This is a genomic window from Chryseobacterium gregarium DSM 19109 (assembly GCF_000430845.1).
Taxonomy (GTDB): Bacteria; Bacteroidota; Bacteroidia; order Flavobacteriales; family Weeksellaceae; genus Chryseobacterium; species Chryseobacterium gregarium.
Genome location: NZ_KE387264.1, coordinates 59,364 through 77,254, shown reverse-complemented (window position 1 = coordinate 77,254; position 17,891 = coordinate 59,364). Strand labels below are relative to the sequence as shown.

At 40.1% G+C, this 17,891-nt stretch carries 11 protein-coding genes; 2 read left to right on the top strand and 9 right to left on the bottom strand.

The window, feature by feature from the left end; genetic code table 11:
* Nucleotides 1-19 precede the first annotated feature (19 nt).
* From H561_RS23020 to H561_RS0120580, 9 genes are all read right to left on the bottom strand, one after another.
* On the bottom strand, nt 20-475 hold the full coding sequence (locus tag H561_RS23020; RefSeq protein WP_051349479.1) for a GNAT family N-acetyltransferase: 456 nt from the start codon (nt 473-475) through the stop codon (nt 20-22).
* Between the two features lie 334 nt (nt 476-809).
* Entirely contained in the window at nt 810-1,721 is a 912-nt protein-coding gene (locus H561_RS0120620) for a carbohydrate kinase family protein (RefSeq protein ID WP_027388678.1), read from the bottom strand.
* Nucleotides 1,721-3,262, bottom strand: a complete 1,542-nt coding sequence (locus H561_RS0120615) for a glycoside hydrolase family 32 protein (protein ID WP_027388677.1) — start codon at nt 3,260-3,262, stop codon at nt 1,721-1,723. The genes H561_RS0120620 and H561_RS0120615 overlap by 1 nt, the downstream gene beginning before the upstream one ends.
* A gap of 11 nt (nt 3,263-3,273) precedes the next feature.
* Nucleotides 3,274-4,668, bottom strand: coding sequence for a DUF4960 domain-containing protein (locus H561_RS0120610; RefSeq protein ID WP_051349478.1), 1,395 nt, complete (start codon nt 4,666-4,668; stop codon nt 3,274-3,276).
* A 12-nt stretch (nt 4,669-4,680) separates the two neighbouring features.
* On the bottom strand, nt 4,681-6,378 hold the full coding sequence (locus H561_RS0120605) for a RagB/SusD family nutrient uptake outer membrane protein (protein WP_027388675.1): 1,698 nt from the start codon (nt 6,376-6,378) through the stop codon (nt 4,681-4,683).
* Between the two features lie 18 nt (nt 6,379-6,396).
* On the bottom strand, nt 6,397-9,504 hold the full coding sequence (locus H561_RS0120600; protein WP_081411709.1) for a SusC/RagA family TonB-linked outer membrane protein: 3,108 nt from the start codon (nt 9,502-9,504) through the stop codon (nt 6,397-6,399).
* 11 nt (nt 9,505-9,515) lie between these two features.
* Nucleotides 9,516-11,078: a glycoside hydrolase family 32 protein gene (locus H561_RS0120595; protein ID WP_027388673.1), complete on the bottom strand. Its 1,563-nt coding sequence runs from the start codon at nt 11,076-11,078 to the stop codon at nt 9,516-9,518.
* A 95-nt stretch (nt 11,079-11,173) separates the two neighbouring features.
* A complete protein-coding gene (locus H561_RS0120590) occupies nt 11,174-12,484 on the bottom strand; it encodes a sugar porter family MFS transporter (RefSeq protein ID WP_027388672.1) in 1,311 nt (436 codons plus the stop codon).
* Nucleotides 12,485-12,999: 515 nt separating this feature from the next.
* On the bottom strand, nt 13,000-15,768 hold the full coding sequence (locus H561_RS0120580) for a substrate-binding domain-containing protein (protein WP_051349477.1): 2,769 nt from the start codon (nt 15,766-15,768) through the stop codon (nt 13,000-13,002).
* Nucleotides 15,769-16,275: 507 nt separating this feature from the next.
* Between H561_RS0120580 and H561_RS0120575 the strand changes: the two genes are divergently transcribed.
* Entirely contained in the window at nt 16,276-17,211 is a 936-nt protein-coding gene (locus H561_RS0120575; RefSeq protein ID WP_027388669.1) for a pepsin/retropepsin-like aspartic protease family protein, read from the top strand.
* An 84-nt stretch (nt 17,212-17,295) separates the two neighbouring features.
* A complete protein-coding gene (locus tag H561_RS0120570) occupies nt 17,296-17,874 on the top strand; it encodes a hypothetical protein (RefSeq protein WP_027388668.1) in 579 nt (192 codons plus the stop codon).
* Nucleotides 17,875-17,891 lie beyond the last annotated feature (17 nt).

Genomic DNA, 17,891 nt, shown 5'->3' with positions numbered 1-17,891 from the left:
ACAACTTTATAAGTACGGTCTAATCGGTACTGCTAAATTCCATTTTCATTGTATACTTATGGATTCCTTTGCTGAAGCCATCCGGCACAATATCAACTGTTTTAAAGCCTCTCTTTTGATAAAAATCTGCTGTATGCTGTGAGGTTTCAATTTTAAAAGTTGTGTCAGGGTATGTCTTTTTTAAGAGATCAATCCTATATTGGGTAAAGAATTTACCGATTCCTCTGCGGTGGTAATCCGCATGTACCATTCCCCAGGAAAGCCCTGCTTCGCCATTGCTCTGATCAAGAAAAATTCCGCCGCAGCCAATGATTAATCCCTCACTTTGAACCACATAATAATTTTCCTCAATGTCATGATCCAGAAAATTTTCAAACTGCTTCAGTTCCTCATCAGCAAAATATTTAGGAAGATTACTCTTGAAGATGCCGATACAGTCCTCCCTGAAAACCGGTGTATATTTTATGATTAGCATGTGTAATTTTTTTGCCGTTAAGATAGGTATTTTATCAAAACGGTATCTCCAACTTTATAGGAGCCAGCGAATCTGCTTGAATTCAAGCAATGTTTGATTGGCCCAAGCTCCGGCTATCTATGACAATGAATAGCGAGGCACACAACCAGACTTTACTGAAAAGAGTGTTTTTACAAAAAGAAAAAATCACTGCTTGATATACCTTGCGGGCGTTTGGATTAAGTCAGACAAACCTTAGCATCTATACAATTAAAATCAAATTTTAACCTTCAAACAAAAGAAAACTTCTATAAACACAGGAGTTTTCTTCTATTATTAAAATATGATGACCTTATCAATAAGCATTCCCTTTCAAAAATGCATCGATTTCAGAGCTTTCTATTGTAGGATTTGCACCGGAATAGCTCGCTACCAAAGCACCAACGGCACTGGCAAAATTAAGGGCTTCATCGGGATTTTGATCTGAAAGCAGTTTCGCAATCAGGCTGGCCAGAAAAGAATCTCCTGCCCCTACTGTATCTGCTACTTTCACAGGATAACCTTCGTGTCTGTATAGTTGATCATTCCACAGCAGGATAGACCCGTGCTTTCCTAAAGTTACACAGATTGCCTTGGTATTTGTCTTTTCTGATACAAACTTGATATTGGCTTCGAGATTTTCAGATTCAAATCCCATTCCGGCAGCAATTTCCAGGATTTCCTCATCATTAAATTTGATAAAATCTGCCCTCTTCATAAGCTTTTCCAGAAGTTGAATATTGTAAAAGGGCTTTCTTAAATTCACATCGAAAACTTTAAACATTTTATCATTGGAATCTAACAGGGAGAAAAGCGTCTTTTGGGAAACCTCATTCCTGCAGGCAAGACTTCCATAGAAAAAAACATCGGCCTCTTTTACGGTATCCATTATTTTTTCATCGACACTGATAAAATCCCACGCAGAAGGAAATTTAATCTCGTATGTCGCAGAACCACGTTCATTTAAAGAAACCTGAACAATGCCTGTTTCATATTCCGGAGAAACAATGATTCCGGCAGTTTCAAGAGCATTTACTTTGGTATAATCAAGAATTACCTTTCCGTCTTCATCATTTCCTACAGCACTGATCATTGCCACGGGAAAGCCATACGAAGCCGTTCTGAGAGCCAGATTGAGAGGAGCGCCGCCAATTTTCTTCTCTTCTCCAAAAACATCGAAAAGCACTTCTCCAAAACTTATTACATTGATTTTCTTATTGATAAACATTAATTGGGATTTTTGATATTGATATTACTGAATGAACTCTCTGAAGAACTAAAAATACTCCATTTTTTATTAACAATATTATAAATTCTGTTGGTGAACGCTATTTTATCATTGATATAGACCACACAAACATCGTTGCTTATGGAAGCCGTTACAGTATATGATGTCCCTGAAACCGCACTCAGTGAATAGGAATTCATAAGATCCTCCGAACCGGAATTCATTACATAAGCTGAGATTCTGTTATTTGCAGGTTCAAACGCAATTTTAACTCCACTTCCGGCGTCGGTATCCTGTGCCAGAATAATTCCTGCTTTTCCTACAGATACATTCAATGTAAAGTTAATCTGATTGGCCTTCTGAAGTTTCGAAAACGTGACCTGAGAATTGGCCGATAAATTAAAACTATTCCCATTCTGAGATGCATTTCCATTAATCTTATCAACTGATAAAGCAGTATTTTGACCAAACACAGATGGTAATCCTGAAACCGGTTTCACAGCCAGTGTTCCGTCTGAATTCTGAACCAGCCTGTGAGCAACAATATTTCCTGCCCAGTCTTTTCCACCGGTATTATTTTCAGGCGTTTTTCTTGCCGTCCATCCTACCAGATAGCGGTTTGTATTATCCGAAACCGTTTTGGCTGCATAGAGGTAAGAGCCGTCAAGACGGTCATTTTGAGGTGTGGTCCAAGGTCCGTTTGGAGAAGTCGAAATGCGGTAATGCGTTCCGGTATTGCTGCTCCAGTTTTCAGAAAAAACAAGATACCAGTAATTGCCCATCTTGAAAAGATCCGGACATTCCAGCATAATATAATTTTCGGAAGAGCTGGTTGTATAAATCGGATTTTCTACGGTCCAGTTTCCGGTTGCCGGATTGGTGGTGGTCAATTTCAGTACGACTGCTTTCTTGTCAGAGGTCTGGGCAGAAACCAGCATCCAGTATTTTCCGTTTTCAGAATTAAAGAAAACGTGCGGGTCACGGAATTCATAATCATAATATCCTGCCGGAGCAGTGATTTTAAAATTCTTGACCTTCGTCCAGTTTTTCATATCTGTACTTGTTGCCAACAGAACACTCTCCCGTGGATTGCCTGAAAGAAACGAGGCTACTTCATTATGACCCGTATAATAGTAATAATAAATATTTCCCACCTTTACGAGACTTCCCGTTCCTACTCCGAAATCGGCTTCTGATGATGTTCCGTAAGGAATCTGTCTTCCCTGATAAGTAAAATCTGTAAAATTATTGGTCTCGAAGCTATGAATATCGTGAAATCCTTCTCCTGCAGGTTTTGTTTTTGCATCGTGGAGAAAGAAAAGATGGAACTTCCCGTTTTCATAATAAGGCATTACGTCCCCTGCATAACCTTCTGTATAGTAAGGATTGTTCTCTCCCATCCACTGATTGGGCGGTTGAGGAAAGATATTGGTCTTGCTGTAAATATCTTCCGGATTAACCTCCGTATCAGAATCGTGATTCTGACAGGAGAATGTCGCCAGCGAAAATACGGCTGCTACATATATATTTTTAATTGACATAGGTTCTGATATTAATGGTTTACAAGATAATTGAGACTGTTCTCTGTCATCTTTTTGATATTATCCTGAAACGAGTTGGGCTGGCTTGGGTTTCCGTTCGCAGTTTCATTGTACCAGTCGTAGGCACCTGTACAGATAACCATACATTTTTTGTTGGCCGTTCCACCGGGAAATTCAGCAATGGCAACACGTCCGTCCAAAGTATTGTCCCAAGCTTCACTGGCAATATTATTACCACCCGTCTGGCTTCTCCAGCCGGCACCATTGACGTATCCACCCCAATCCGGAAGGAACCACCAGGCCGTATGATTCAGACGGAATGTACCTTTCTCAAGCAGATTCGCTTTGCCGGATTCGTACGTCTGAAGACCATCGAAAACCGGGTGATTCTCATATCCTTTGAAAGAGATTCCCCAATCACTTCCTGTATCTGTAAATCCGTTCGGAAGAAAATCTCCGAAAACATTATTCGGTCCTTTGCCTGCAGGAACTATTCCCAGAGCGTCAACATATTGTGCAGCAAAGCTTGTTAGCAAAATATTTCCTCCGCCATTAAGATAGGTTTTGATTTTGGAAGTTACATTTGTATTCAGCGCATCGCCCGGTAGAGCGGTAGCCGAGTCGAAATGCCACCAGATCACATCAATATTTTGCAGGTTTGTCGCACCACTTGCAATATCAGCAACCGAAACGTACACTGCCCCTGAATATTTTCCGAAAAGCCAGTCAGAAGCTGCAATCTCATCCGGATTTATCAATCCTGTTCTTGTAGCAGCCGTTCCAAGGAATGCAACGGACGGTCCGGAAACAGGTGTTGTTACCTTAGCTGTATACACTTCCGTAAGACTGCCATTAGAAACAGTAAACGAAACCGGACTGGTAAAGTTAATAGTTGTTCCCGATGCAGGATTGATGCTGACACCATTTCCGGTTTCTATGATTGGCTGCAATGCGGTAAGATTTGTTCCTTCCGGCACTGTAAGAGAAATGGTTTTGCCCGGATTATTGATAGTAGCAGACAATCCGTTGATTTTAAAGCTGATAATCGGATCCTGAGCTTTTACAGTGACCTGATAATCTTTATAAATATTGCCATTTTTTACTTTGAATTTAACCGGCTGTGAAAAATCAACCGTTGCTCCTGATGCCGGCGAAACTATTGCACCCTGCGGAATTTCAATGACCGGAGCCAATGTCTTTACACTTGTTCCGTAAGGAAGCGTGACGGTGATTTTATCATTCTTATGATCAATTTCCCCAGAAACACTATTCACGCTGAAAGAAGAAATATTGACTGAAACATCTGTAACAAGCCCATCATCCATCTGACTGTCGCAAGACCAGATAAAAGCCGCGGACATCAGCAGAATGATGATCATGTGAATTTTTTTAAATATCGTTTTCATTTGTATCTTGTTTTAGTATCCGTTATTTTGTTGGTACAGTCCCTGGCTGAAATTAATCTGTGACAAAGGAATCGGGCAGTATTCTTCAATCCCGTGGTCAAATCCTGCCTGAGAATAGTAAGACCGTTTTGTTTTTTCACCGGAATAATAGGTATTCATTGTTCCTGCTGTAGTTCCCCATCTCACAAGGTCGAAGAAACGGCTTCCTTCCATGGCAAACTCCATTCTTCTCTCCCATCGCAACGCTTTTCTTGCAAAATCCTGGTTCCAGGTACAGTTCACGCCCGGCTCATATTGGCTGATCAGATTGTTGGTAGTGTAGCTTCCAGTCAAAACAGTACTATTGGCCGCTCTCTGTCTCACCTGATTGATTAATGGCAATGCTTCGTTGATTTGTCCGAGTTCAATTAAGGCTTCGGCTTTCATCAGCAAAACATCAGAATAACGGATGATAATTCTGTTTTTGGAATTTCCGTAGAAAGGGTCTACATTCACGGTACAGCCGCATCCTACAGGTACATTTTCCTTCAATGAAGAATAATACCCGTAAGTTCCGGGGCTTCTGCTCCAGCTTTCCTGAAAGATTTTGTTTTCTTCGTATTTCCAAGGCAGTCCGGGCAAAGCAACGGTGTGATATAATCTGGGATCTACTTTGTAACTGTTCAGCTGGTTGTAATTAAGATCTGTATCGTTAAAAGTATCGAACATCGGTAATCCCTGCGGTGTCGTTTTGAATGCGTTGACCAGATTCTGGCTTGGCTTATGAAAATCACAGCATCCCAGACCTTGCGGCACAGAAAGCATATCGCCGAAATTAAGCCTTCCGAAAAGCGTTCCGTCATTGTCAGAATATTGAATGGAAAAGACGGCCTCCGGACCGTTTTCGTGTGTTCCGGGCAGGAAATTATATCCAAAATCCGGCTCCAAAGTGTAATTTCCGATCACCTGATTGGCAGCATCAATAGATTTCTGCAGCGTGATCGGATTTACCTGCGTTACCGTATAGTTATCATCCTGCTCATATGCCTGATACAGCCTTACCTTAGCAAGATAAGCATAGGCTGCACTTTTCTTTGGTCTTCCGACTTCCGGCTGTGTTGCAGGCAGATTAGCGGCTGCGAATTCAAAATTAGAAGCAATGGCTTCCCAAAGTTGCTGGTCGTTCTTTGCCCTGTTGGAGATTTTAGGATAATCCTCAATTGGTGTATTTTCATCGACATAAGGCACATATTTAAATAACGTTTTCAGTAAAAAGTAGTAATGTCCTCTTACGAAACTCATCTCGGCAATCCGCTTTTGTTTGTTCGGATATTCGGCATCTGAAAGCTGCTTAAGTGCGGCAATCGCTTTGTTACATCTGGAAATCCCCACATAATTGAGATACCATAATCGGTCTAATTCACCAAAATCCGAACGGATATTGTTTGAAATTTCAAAAAAGTGAAAGGTCTGGATATCATTGGTTCCGCTTCCTCCTTTGTACGCATCATCAGAACGGACGTTTCCATACGGCCAAAGGCTGAAAGGGGTATCATAATGGTCGTTTCCGAGAGATGCATACGCTGCAACCACAAAGCCATCCACATTCTGGGGCGTTACCACATCGGCTTCCGACAGGACGCCTCTCGGCTCATTGTCCAGAAAATCATTGCAGGAAGTCGTTCCCAGCAAAAAGGCAAAAGCTATTGTCAAAAGTATATTATTTTTCATTTTTTTATCATTTAAAAATTATAGGGAAAAATTAACTCCGAAATTGAACGTCAGCGGCAACGGATAACCGAATGCCGGTGTTTCAGGATCTATTCCTGTAAAGCTTTTTGATTTTATCGTCCAAAGATTCTGAACACTTGCATACATCCTGAAATTAACGATGTGATATTGTTCCATTAAATATTTCGGGAACGTGTAGCCCAACTGTAAAACCCTCAGCTTCAGATAACTTCCGCTTTCTACATAATACGATGAGAATCTGGATTCTGCATTGCTGTCCACTGTTGTAAGCGCAGGAATATCCGAATTGGGATTCTGCGGCGACCACGCATTCAGAAGCCTTGTCCCTTTATTGGAACCTACATCATCCACGCTCCAGAAATCAGTCTGGTATTTTTTTGAATTAATGACATCTACATCACCGATGCCCTGCCAGAATGTCGAAAGATCAAAGTTTTTATATGAAAAGTTGAGGTTGATCCCGTACATAAATCCCGGATTCGGATTGCCAATCCACGTTCTGTCTTTTTCATTAATGATACCGTCACCATTTAAATCTGCATAGCGAATTCTTCCCAAACCTTCACCCCCCGATTGACTTGCAGAATTATCCACCTCTGCCTGAGTCCTGAAAATTCCGTCTGCAACATAACCGTACATTGAGTTAAAGGGACGTCCCAGAATATTATCTGTTGTTCCGTTTCCGCCGTAATTGTTGACAACAGATTGCGGAAGTTCGGTAATTTTGTTACGGTTCATCGAGATGTTTCCTGAAACTTCGTAGCGGAAACCTCCAGCAGTTTCATTCTGATAAGACAATGCAACTTCAATCCCTTTATTCTCCATCGATGCACCATTAACCCATCGATTTCCTCCTTCTCCGATCACCGCAAGATAAGGCGGCGATACCAGAATGTCTTTTGTTGCTTTTTTATAAACATCAATACTACCAGTAAGTTTTTGATTAAAGAATCCGAAATCCAGACCGAGATTGGTCTGCGTGGTGGTTTCCCATCTCAGGTCATCATTCTTTGTCTGAGTTGCGATAAATCCTGATGGCAGTAATCCGCTTCCAACACCGGAAATATCATAAGCCGCACCGTAAGATGTTGCCCACGTTGGATTGCCGCCTGCATAGTTTGCTATATACAGTGAATAAACCGCCGAATTGCTGATTTCCTGATTCCCGGTCTGTCCCCAACCTGCTCTTAATCTTAAATCTGAGAAAAACGGGATCAGATTTTCTGCAAAATGTTCTTTATTGATTCTCCATCCTGCCGAGAATGCAGGAAAGGTTCCGAAACGGTTATTTTTACCGAATCTTGAAGAGCCGTCATAACGCATGGTTGCAGAGAAAAGGTAGCGGTTGTCATAATCGTAGGAAAATTTTCCGAAGTAAGACATCAGGCTGTAATAGGTGGAACTTCCGCCGTTGAAAGCGTCTCCGGTTCCCGCCTCTGGATACATATAATCCGGTGTTTCTATCAGGAATCCTTCTTTTCTCAGCCAGGTATTTTTATAGGTATCCTTGTACATTTCCATCCCTCCTAAAAGATCAAAATGATGTTTTCCTGCTTTTGCGGTGTATTGCGCGGTATTTGACCACGTCCATTTTTCGGTGTCTGACTGGTCGATGTTCACTGCATTGGTTTCGTTATGCAGACGGCCTGAAACATAGCTTCTTTGCAGCATTCTTTTGTAATAATTGGAAAGATCGATTCCGAAACTGGATTTTAAGGTCAGATTTTTTACAGGCTGCAATTCGGCATATACATTTCCGAAGAACCTTTGGTATTGGTAGCCGTTGTCTTTATTGTATTCCAAAAGTCTGACAGGATTTTGCCTATCATTCATTCCGCCGACCGGAGGACCGCCCCAACCAATTCCGTCAACAGTATGAACCGGAATGATGGGCAAAGCACGTAAAGCAGGATCCAAAACGCCGGGATCCATTAGTTCATTGGTTTTATTGAAGGTGAAATTTTCTCCGATTTTTAGTTTTCCGTCGAAAAAGTTATAAGAAGTATTGACACGGGCAGATAATCTTTTGAAATTGGTCAGTTTCACGATTCCGTCATTATTGTAATATCCCATTGAGAAAAAGTAAGACCCTTTGTCCGAAGCACTCGAAGCAGATACATCCAGCGAATTGGCAACCCCGGTCTGAGAAACCTCATCGTACCAGTTGGTATTGGCTGATTTCATCGTTTTTCCGGCATCCAGATATTCCGGAACATAGCTGTTGTACAAAGTTGGGATACCATTCTGAACACCCCAGTCAAAACTGTAGCTCAAATTGTTGCTATTCGGGTTCAGTCCGTCATTGATATTCGCCTGCCAAAGAACCTGTCCGAATTGTTTTGCATTCAGAACCTCTGTTTTCTTTGCATATTGTGAATACGCCGTATAATAATTGAGGTCGATTCTCATCTTTCCTTTTTTTCCTTTTTTGGTAGTGATAATGATAACACCATTGCCAGCCCGTGAACCGTAGATACTTGCTGAAGATGCATCTTTCAGCACCTGCATCGTTTCGATGTCACTTGGGTTAAGCTCGTGCATCCCGGCTTTTGTGGGAACACCGTCTATTACGTACAGTGGATCTGTATTGTTCAATGTTCCAACCCCACGAATCAGGACTTTTGTATTACCGCCCGAAGGAGATCCGTCGGCTGTGATGTTAACCCCCGCTACCCTTCCCTGCAAAGCTTTGATCGGATTGGGTTCAGCCTGCTTGTTCAGGTCTTTCATATCCACCACGGAAACTGCACCCGTAATGTCTGCTTTTTTCTGCTTGGTATATCCGGTTACGATCACCTCATCGATGCTTTTTATTTTCTCTGTTGCTAAAACGATGTTAAGAACCGTCTTTTCATCCACCACCACTTCACGGGTGGAATAATCCGGATACGTAAAAATTAAAGTATTGCCTTTTTGCAGGTCATTGATCTGAAATGCGCCACTGCTGTCTGTGGTGGTATTGGCTCCGGTTTCCGAAACGGTTACAACAACACCGCTCAACGGTTTCTGATTTGAGGAAACCACCTTACCTTTAATGACTTCCTGCGCAAATACATACGAAAAAGGCAGAAGGCAAAAGGCGATGGCTATTTTGTATTTCTTCATAGTATAGTTTTTTATTTAATATTAATCTGATGAGCATTGAAGTTCACGGTACTTCCTTTGGTATCTGTGGATAAGCTCAGTTCCGAGAAGTTTTTATTAGGGAAGAAAATTTCGGTCATAACCTTTTCACCGTTATTGAAGAACATTTCGATGGAAGTTTTATCCAATACCATTTTAAGCGTTGCATTTTGGTAGCTTTTTGATAATGGCGCTTTTGAAATCCGGTCTGCAAAATTGTTCTTGAAATCGGTTTTTCCTGATTGGGTACGGTCAATAAACAGTTCCTTTTTATTATTATCAATTCCGAAAATCACTTGTTCTCCCAGTGAATTTTTCAAAGCAAAAGTATACACTCCTTTGGTCATTTTTTTGAGATCAACATCTATAACTGTTTTGGAAAGATCTATTTCTCCTTTGCCGATGAGCTTTTGATCAGAACCAAGGTTAATTTCTTTTTTAACTGCCTTTCCTTCGTAATTTTTAAGCTGGGAAACAGGAATATTTTTCAGAGTGTAACCATCTTTTGACCTTTTCAAAATCACTTCACGGGGAATAGTCGAACTTCCTCTCCATTTTTCCGTAGGCACATTTGGTGAATAATCCCAGTTCGACATCCATCCGATAATGACTCTTTTGTTATCAGGAACGTTATCAAAAGAGACGCTCGCATAATTATCGCGTCCCCAATCCAGCCAGACCACTTTTTCTTTTTCGAGCTGCTTTGTAAAAATATCATCCATTTTGAAGGTTTTTCCGTCAAAATCACCTACAAAATACTGAGCGGCAGAGCCTCCGTTCGGACCACCAGGATTGATGTTAACAATAAGCACCCATTTTTCTTCATTGGTTCCTTCTACCTTGATCGGAAAAAGATCCGGACATTCCCAAACGCCGCCGTGTCCGCCGAAATCTTTACCAAATTCTGAAAGGAAAGTCCAGTCTTTCAGGTTTTTTGAGGCATAAAAATGCTGCCGGTCCTGTACCGCCAATCCCATCACCCATTGTTTTCTTTTGGCATCCCAGAAAACTTTCGGATCCCGGAAATCTTTGATCCCCGGATTTTTCAATACCGGATTGTTACTGTATTTGGTCCAGGTTTTTCCGTTATCTAAAGAATAGGCGATTGCCTGAGACTGTGCGTCAATTTCTCCGGCTTGCTCTTTTTTCATATTGTGGTACGTAAAAATCGCTACCAACGGAACATTTTTCCCATCGCCAAAACCTGATGTATTATCCTTATCCACAACAGCACTTCCTGAGAATATGGCGCCCTTCTCGTCATAGGCAATTGCAGGAGGCAATTCTTCCCATTTGATAAGATCTTTGCTGATGGCGTGTCCCCAATGCATCTTAGCAAAATCCGGCACGCTCTGAAACGGTGTATACTGGAAAAATAAGTGATACGTTCCGTTGAGATAAAACAGGCCGTTCGGGTCATTCATCCAGCCTTTTTGAGGAGTGAAGTGATAGTTGGGTCTGTAAAGCTGCTCTTCAGACGTTTTCGAATCCGACTGTGCGTTGAGCCCGGAATAAAACGTGGCAGCGATGATTAAAGTTGATATGATTTTCTTCATTATGATTATTAATAGGAAATTTTTGAATTATTTTAAAGACACATTATTCAGTTGATATAAGTGTTCTTTCTGATGATTATAATGATCTTTTAAATCTATTTCGTCAGTGTTTTGCTTAATTTTTCAAGTGATATACCTTTGGTTTCCGGCATCATAAACATCACGAATAATAATTGGAACACCATCGCAACGGTAAAGACCAAAAATACGGTCCCTGCTCCGATCGTTGAAAATAAGGTAGGAATCAATGATGGGATGATTGCTGCCAAAAGCCAGTGTGTGGTACTTCCGAAAGCCTGTCCTGATGCCCGGAGATGATTCGGAAAAATCTCCGAAATAAATACCCAGATCACCGTTCCCTGACCAATCGCGTGAGAAGCTATAAACAGAAAAAGGAAAATTGGAATCGCCAATCCCGACCAATGGAAATAAAATGCCATAGAAACGAGTCCTAAAGAAATGATATACCCTACGGAACCCAAATACATCAATGTTCTTCTTCCGACTTTATCAATGAGGTTGACCCCGACCAAAGTGAAAACCATATTCACGACACCGATCCCGATACTGCTGAGCAATGCTGTTTTTTCGCCTAAACCGGCTTCACCAAAAATCCTTGGTGCATAATACAGGAATGCGTTAATCCCAGACATCTGATTGAAAAAGGCTACGAGAAAAGCCAGCATCAGCGGAAAACGGTATTTTTTCATAAAGATATTTTCCTTTGGCGATTCTGCGTGGTCATCTTCCATCTGCGTGATCAAGGTATCGGAATCCTGATCCGGACTCAGGATTTTCATTACTTTTTTTGCTTCTTCTATTCTGGATTGGGAAACCAGCCATCTCGGACTTTCAGGAATGGTGAGAACACATAATGTATAAATAGCTGCAGGAATGGCCTGAACGCCAAGCATCCATCTCCAGTCGTTATCACCAATACCGCTTAATAAATAATTTGATAAAAATGCAATCAGAATCCCCAGAACAATATTGAACTGATACAGGGAAACCATTCTGCCACGGTCTTTTGCAGGCGCAATCTCTGAAATATAAGCCGGTGCAGCAATCGTAGAAGCACCAACGCCCAGACCACCCATAAACCTGAAAAATGCAAACAGATAAGGATCATTGGAAAGGGCTGTTCCTATCGCAGAAAACGCATATAAAATACCAATGATTAAAAGCGTTTTTTTCCTCCCTAATGTATTGGTTGGTATTCCGCCGAAAATGGCGCCTATCACGGTACCCCACAATGCCATTCCCATCACGACCGCTCCGTGAAATGCATCTGAGCTGCCCCAGAGTGCCTGCAGTTTTTTATCTGCACCGGAAATCACTACGACATCGAAACCAAAAAGAAATCCTGCCAAAGCTGCCGTAATAGACCACATAAGAATTTTATTCATCTGTTAAAAATATTTATTTGTTTGTGGCTAATATATCCAGGGGCGGCAATCCTTAGGTTTAATTATGTAACTAAATATTTCAGCAAGGTTAATTATTTGTTAATTAATTACAACAAATTAAAAATCAGCAAATTAAACTTAAATTATTTTATTAAAATTTCATCAGGTTACAAAAATGTTACATTGTTTTATAAAAATGTTACATGTGTTTTGGCGTCTTTAAGGTTTAAGAACAATTCATATTATGAAAATTTTAACCGAAAAACGGATCAAGGTGTCCGGTTTTAGGATCAGAAAATTTTAGGAATCATAAATCATTCAGAAAGCTGTTTATTCTTCCGGATGGAGTTACGATGTTAAGAAAGTGTAAGAAAAAAGCAGCGGCTCGATTTGCTGCTGCCGAATAGGGTAAAAATATCAGAGGTGAAAATTGGTTTTAAATATAAAATTAAGCTTCCTATTTTGTCACGATACTCTTATATTTAAATAGATAATCATTTGATCCCGTATTTTTATCACTCCTTGCCTGCAGATTTCCTAAAAGCATTCGGGGATACGCCAAACTTATTCTTGAAAACGGTGGAGAAATAATTCGGGGAAGAAAAACCGGTTTTGTAGGCAATCTCAGAAATCGTCAGTTCAGGATTTTGCAGCATTGACTTGGCCTGTTCCAGACGGAAATTGTTGATATAATCGCTCACGTTCACATCAAACATTGCTTTTATCTTTCTATACAGCTGAATTCTTGAGATATTGAGTAGGTCTGCAAGATTTTCTACTGAAAAATCAGCATTGTCGATATTGGTTTTGATGAGATGGTTCAGATTGTTCACAAACGTCTGCTCTATGCTCCCGAAAGACTTGCTGTCGACAATTCTGCCGATATTGTTTGTATAGTAATAACGCAGTTTTTCACGGTTGTAAAGCAGAGCACGCAGCGACTGTATCAGAATCGGGTAACTGAATGGTTTTGTGAGATAAAGGTCAACACCGGATTTCAGGCCTTGCAGGTAAGATTCTTTATTGTCAAGAGCAGTCAGAAGAATGACCGGTATATGGGATGTACGAAGATCGTTTTTCAGGATTTCACAGATTTCAAAACCATTTTTGTCCGGAAGATTGACATCGCAAACAATAATATCCGGAATTTCAATTAAAGCTTTATCAATCGCATCCGTACCGTCAGAAACCATCACCTCAAACTCATACTGAAGCTTTTTGCTTAAAAAGAAAGACAAATCCGAATTATCCTCCACCAAAAGAAGTGAATAACGTTCGCCCTGAGATTCCTGATTTTGGGTAACCATCCCGTCTTCTAATCCTGTAAAAACGGCATCTTTTGCCAGACTTTCAGCACCTGCGAGACTGGGTTCTTTCACCATTTGATCTTCATTGAAATGCTTGTTTCCCTTATAAAGGCTGAGGGTAAATTCCGTTCCCTGAAAAGAGCTTACTTCTATCTTCCCCAGATGAAGCTCAATAAACTGTCTGCTGAGATGAAGCCCGATACCTGAACTGTTTTTTCTGTTGTTGGAACCTTTGAAATACGCCTCGAAGACATTGCTGATTTCTTTTTCTGGAATTCCGATTCCGTTATCTTTAAAGCTGATCACTGCCTGATTTCCCTTTTCCTGAATCGTGATTTCAATCTTTCCATTGTCCGGCGTAAATTTGAAAGCATTGGATAAAAGGTTAAAATAGACTTTATCCATCAGGTTTCTGTCGATATAAAGCTCAAGATTTTTATTTTGTGAATGAATTTCAAATCTGATATTTCTTTTCTTCGCTTCATTTTCAAAATCACGGAAAATGGCATACGTAAAATCGTAAATATTCGTTTTGGAAACCCTTAGGTTGAACGTTTGATTTTCTATTTTTCTAAAATCCAGCAGGTTATCCACCAATCGCAATAATCGGTTGGAATTTTTATTGATCAGCTCCAACTCATAAGATGGTTTAGTCCCCTTAGATTTTCCGGAATCCATCAAAGATTCCAATGAACTGAGGATAAGTGTGATGGGTGTTTTAAATTCGTGAGACAATCCCGTGAAAAAATTAACCCTCGCTTCGTTACTGTCTTTCAACTCATTGGCAATGGTTTCAATCTGGTTTCTCTGAATGGTAATTCTCTCGTTGGTCAGGGTAAGCTGTTTATTTTTTATCTTGATCGCATAAATAAGGTAAATAGCATAGGCAACCAGGCAAAACATCAATATCAATAATACGACAGACCAGCGGAACAATTCTTTTTGTGAAGAATAAAGCGCGATCTGCTTTTTAACCGCCTGTACCTGATTTTCTATGACACCCTGCTGTTCGATGATTTTATCAAACTGATTGCGCATAATTTCCGCATTCATCCGGTCGATGATCGTTGTGCTGAGCTTGATGCGTTTGGGAACGGCAACCCCGTTATAAACCTTAATCGCCGTCTCGATGGCTTCTGCTCCGCCAGTCGGATACAATAAAGTGGCGTTCAGCTTTCCGTCCAGAACCATCTGGATTCCGCCTTCTTTTGTATTCAGTCCGTCAACGCCGATAAATTTGATCTGATTTTCCAAACCTGTATTTCGTGCCACCTGCCACGCATTGGCAGCAAGCTCATCATTAAAGGCAAAAACATACAGACTTTGATTTCCCAGGGAATCAAGCGTTTTCCGGAAAGCCTCTGCCGGAAGGCCTTTAAAAGTTCTGATCAGATCTGTGTTGGGATTATTTCTGATGATTTCCTGAAAGCCGAGACTTCTTTCTATGGTTGGGGAAGAGTGGTCATCGCCTCTTATTTCGATTACTTTTTTATCATTTTTGGAATCTGAAAGAATGTAATGGGCCGCTTCTTTGCCAATTTCCACGTTATCGGCACCGATATAAGTCGTATATTTTTCTGAATTGATCTTCCTGTCGAGCAAAATAACCGGAATATTTTTGGCAGCCGCTTTTTCCACTACCGGAACCAGGGATTGGGGATCAATCGGTGAGATGATAATCACATCGACGTTACGGTCAATCATTTTTTGAATATCCTGAACCTGCTTGCTGACAGAACTTTCTGCTTTCTGTATATTCAGCTCTACTTCAGAATGAAGCGATGCCTGTATTTCCATAGAATGGTTCATTGCCTGTCTCCACGGATGATTTCCCAGGCCCTGTGAAAATCCGATACTGATTCTGTCAGAAGTTTTCTGAGATTCTTTACAGGAAGAAAAAACAAGGAAAAACAGAAGGAATAATATTCTATAAGTTTTAAGAAAACTGAAAACTTTCAAAAATTTTATTGTAAACATATTGAACACAATATTAATAAAGATGTGGCATACAGGCAATTTTTAGTGACAGTATTTTTGTATTAAATGATCCCTGTTCATGACAAACACCTGTTTTAACCATTTACCCATCTATATCTGCAGGAACAATATGGTAATTTTTTATTGCCAAAAATTTATATTTTATATTAAAATATTGATTATAAGCTGGTTAAATCCCTTATTTTAATATACAGCAAAATCTGCTGACCTGTGCATTAAATTAGTCATAAAATCCCTTCTATACTTACTAAAAGGATTATTTTACCGCCGATCTTTTTCACTTTACCAAGCCGGTTCAGCGATTTGATATTTTAACCGGCAGCAAATAAAAGGTCTGTAAAGCAATGACCATAAAGACATCCCAATGAAATCGGCAGTAACCGTTTATTATCCTACAGGTTCTTTATCACTGTAAAAAGTTTTCTTATCATAAATAATGGGCTGCCATCCGAATAAGCGTACATTTAACCCTATAAAATTCAAGATATGCCATTAAAAATTTATTCTGCCTTTCTCCTTTTTTCCGTTACAATCCTTATCCATGCCCAAGATATTAAATGGATATCTTTTAAATGGACCGGTGACACCATTTCCGGAAAATATTTTGACAAATCTTCTATGGTCATCCCCATAAAAATAGATAATATTCCTGTCCGTTTCAATATGCAGTTTGACCTGGGGGCAGTCAGAACCGTTATTTACGGAAACCCAATCCAGCCGTATCTGGATGCCTACCCTGATCTGAAAAGCAAAATAGACCCTTCGAAAACGTTTCTGATCCAGGGCGAAAATAACCCGATGTTCACAAATATGACACTTCATACGGGCACATCCTCATTCAGTGGCATTGAGGTCGGTTACTATAAAAATTTCGGCAGTGCTATAAGCAAAGAAGCGATGATGTCCGGTATGGAAAAACATATCGGGACCATTGGCCCGGATCTTTTTCAGAATAAAATCCTGATCATCGATTATCCAAAAAACAGGATCGGAATCTGCGAAGTGCTGCCGAAACAATATCAATCGGCAACCTTCCTGCCCTTTAAAAGCAATGACGGCAGGCCTAAAATTCCGCTGACCATCAATGACAAAACCCGGTATGTGATGTTTGACACGGGATCAAGCCTCTTTACCTTGACCACCACTAAAAAAGATGCCCTTGAAATATCAAGTCCCGCCATAGCAGATTCGCTGAAGGTATCCAGCTGGGGTACAATGTTAACCTATTACGGCGTTAAAACCAAAAAACCGATAAAGTTCGGCAATAAAGTCCTTAATGGTTCGCTCGTTTATTATGATGAAAAGGAAACCTTCCGGGATTTTTATAAATTTGCTGAAATATGGGGCCTGACCGGAAATATTTTTTTCCTGAACAATACCGTTATCATCGATTATAAGAACAACGTTTTCGGAGTATTATAAAAGAATTGCCAGGTCATTGAGTAACTGATTATCTTTGTTAAAACTGATGACATCGAAGACCGCTAGAATCAAACTCTATCAATTATGCTAAAAAATAATTATCGTGAAGTGCTGTTAAAAAAAATCAGCCGGATCAAAAAAATCACATTCGGAATGATCGGGTTTTGTATTGCTTTTATGATCGCAGGCTTATGTATTTTATTCTATTATTCATACAAAACAGATATAACTGCCGACTACAGTATTTATTCAGTATTATTCGGTTTATGCTTATTCATCATTGTAGGAATATTGCTGAGATCTTTTTTTAAAAGCTATAACGAAGTTATTAATGAGATGAACAATGAAGATCTGGAGACTTTGGAAAAACTTGGTGAATCCCGATCCTGGACAGAAAAATCTCTTCCGTCATTTATTGTCTATTCAGGAAAAATAAGGGTTTTCAAATTGTATCATCAGCCTGATTTTTATTTTACCGACCTGACTGAGATTTCAATTCGTCCCAATAACTTCACCCGAAGCAGACAGAACCAACTGGTCATCTTCAAAAAATCAAAAGGGGGAAGTTATTTTTTCGGGATAGACAGCAATTATCTTCAGCGCAATCATCTTATTGACAAGGCAATAGAATATAATCCTAAAATTATTATAAAAAACAGATAAGCTTTCTCACTTGAAAT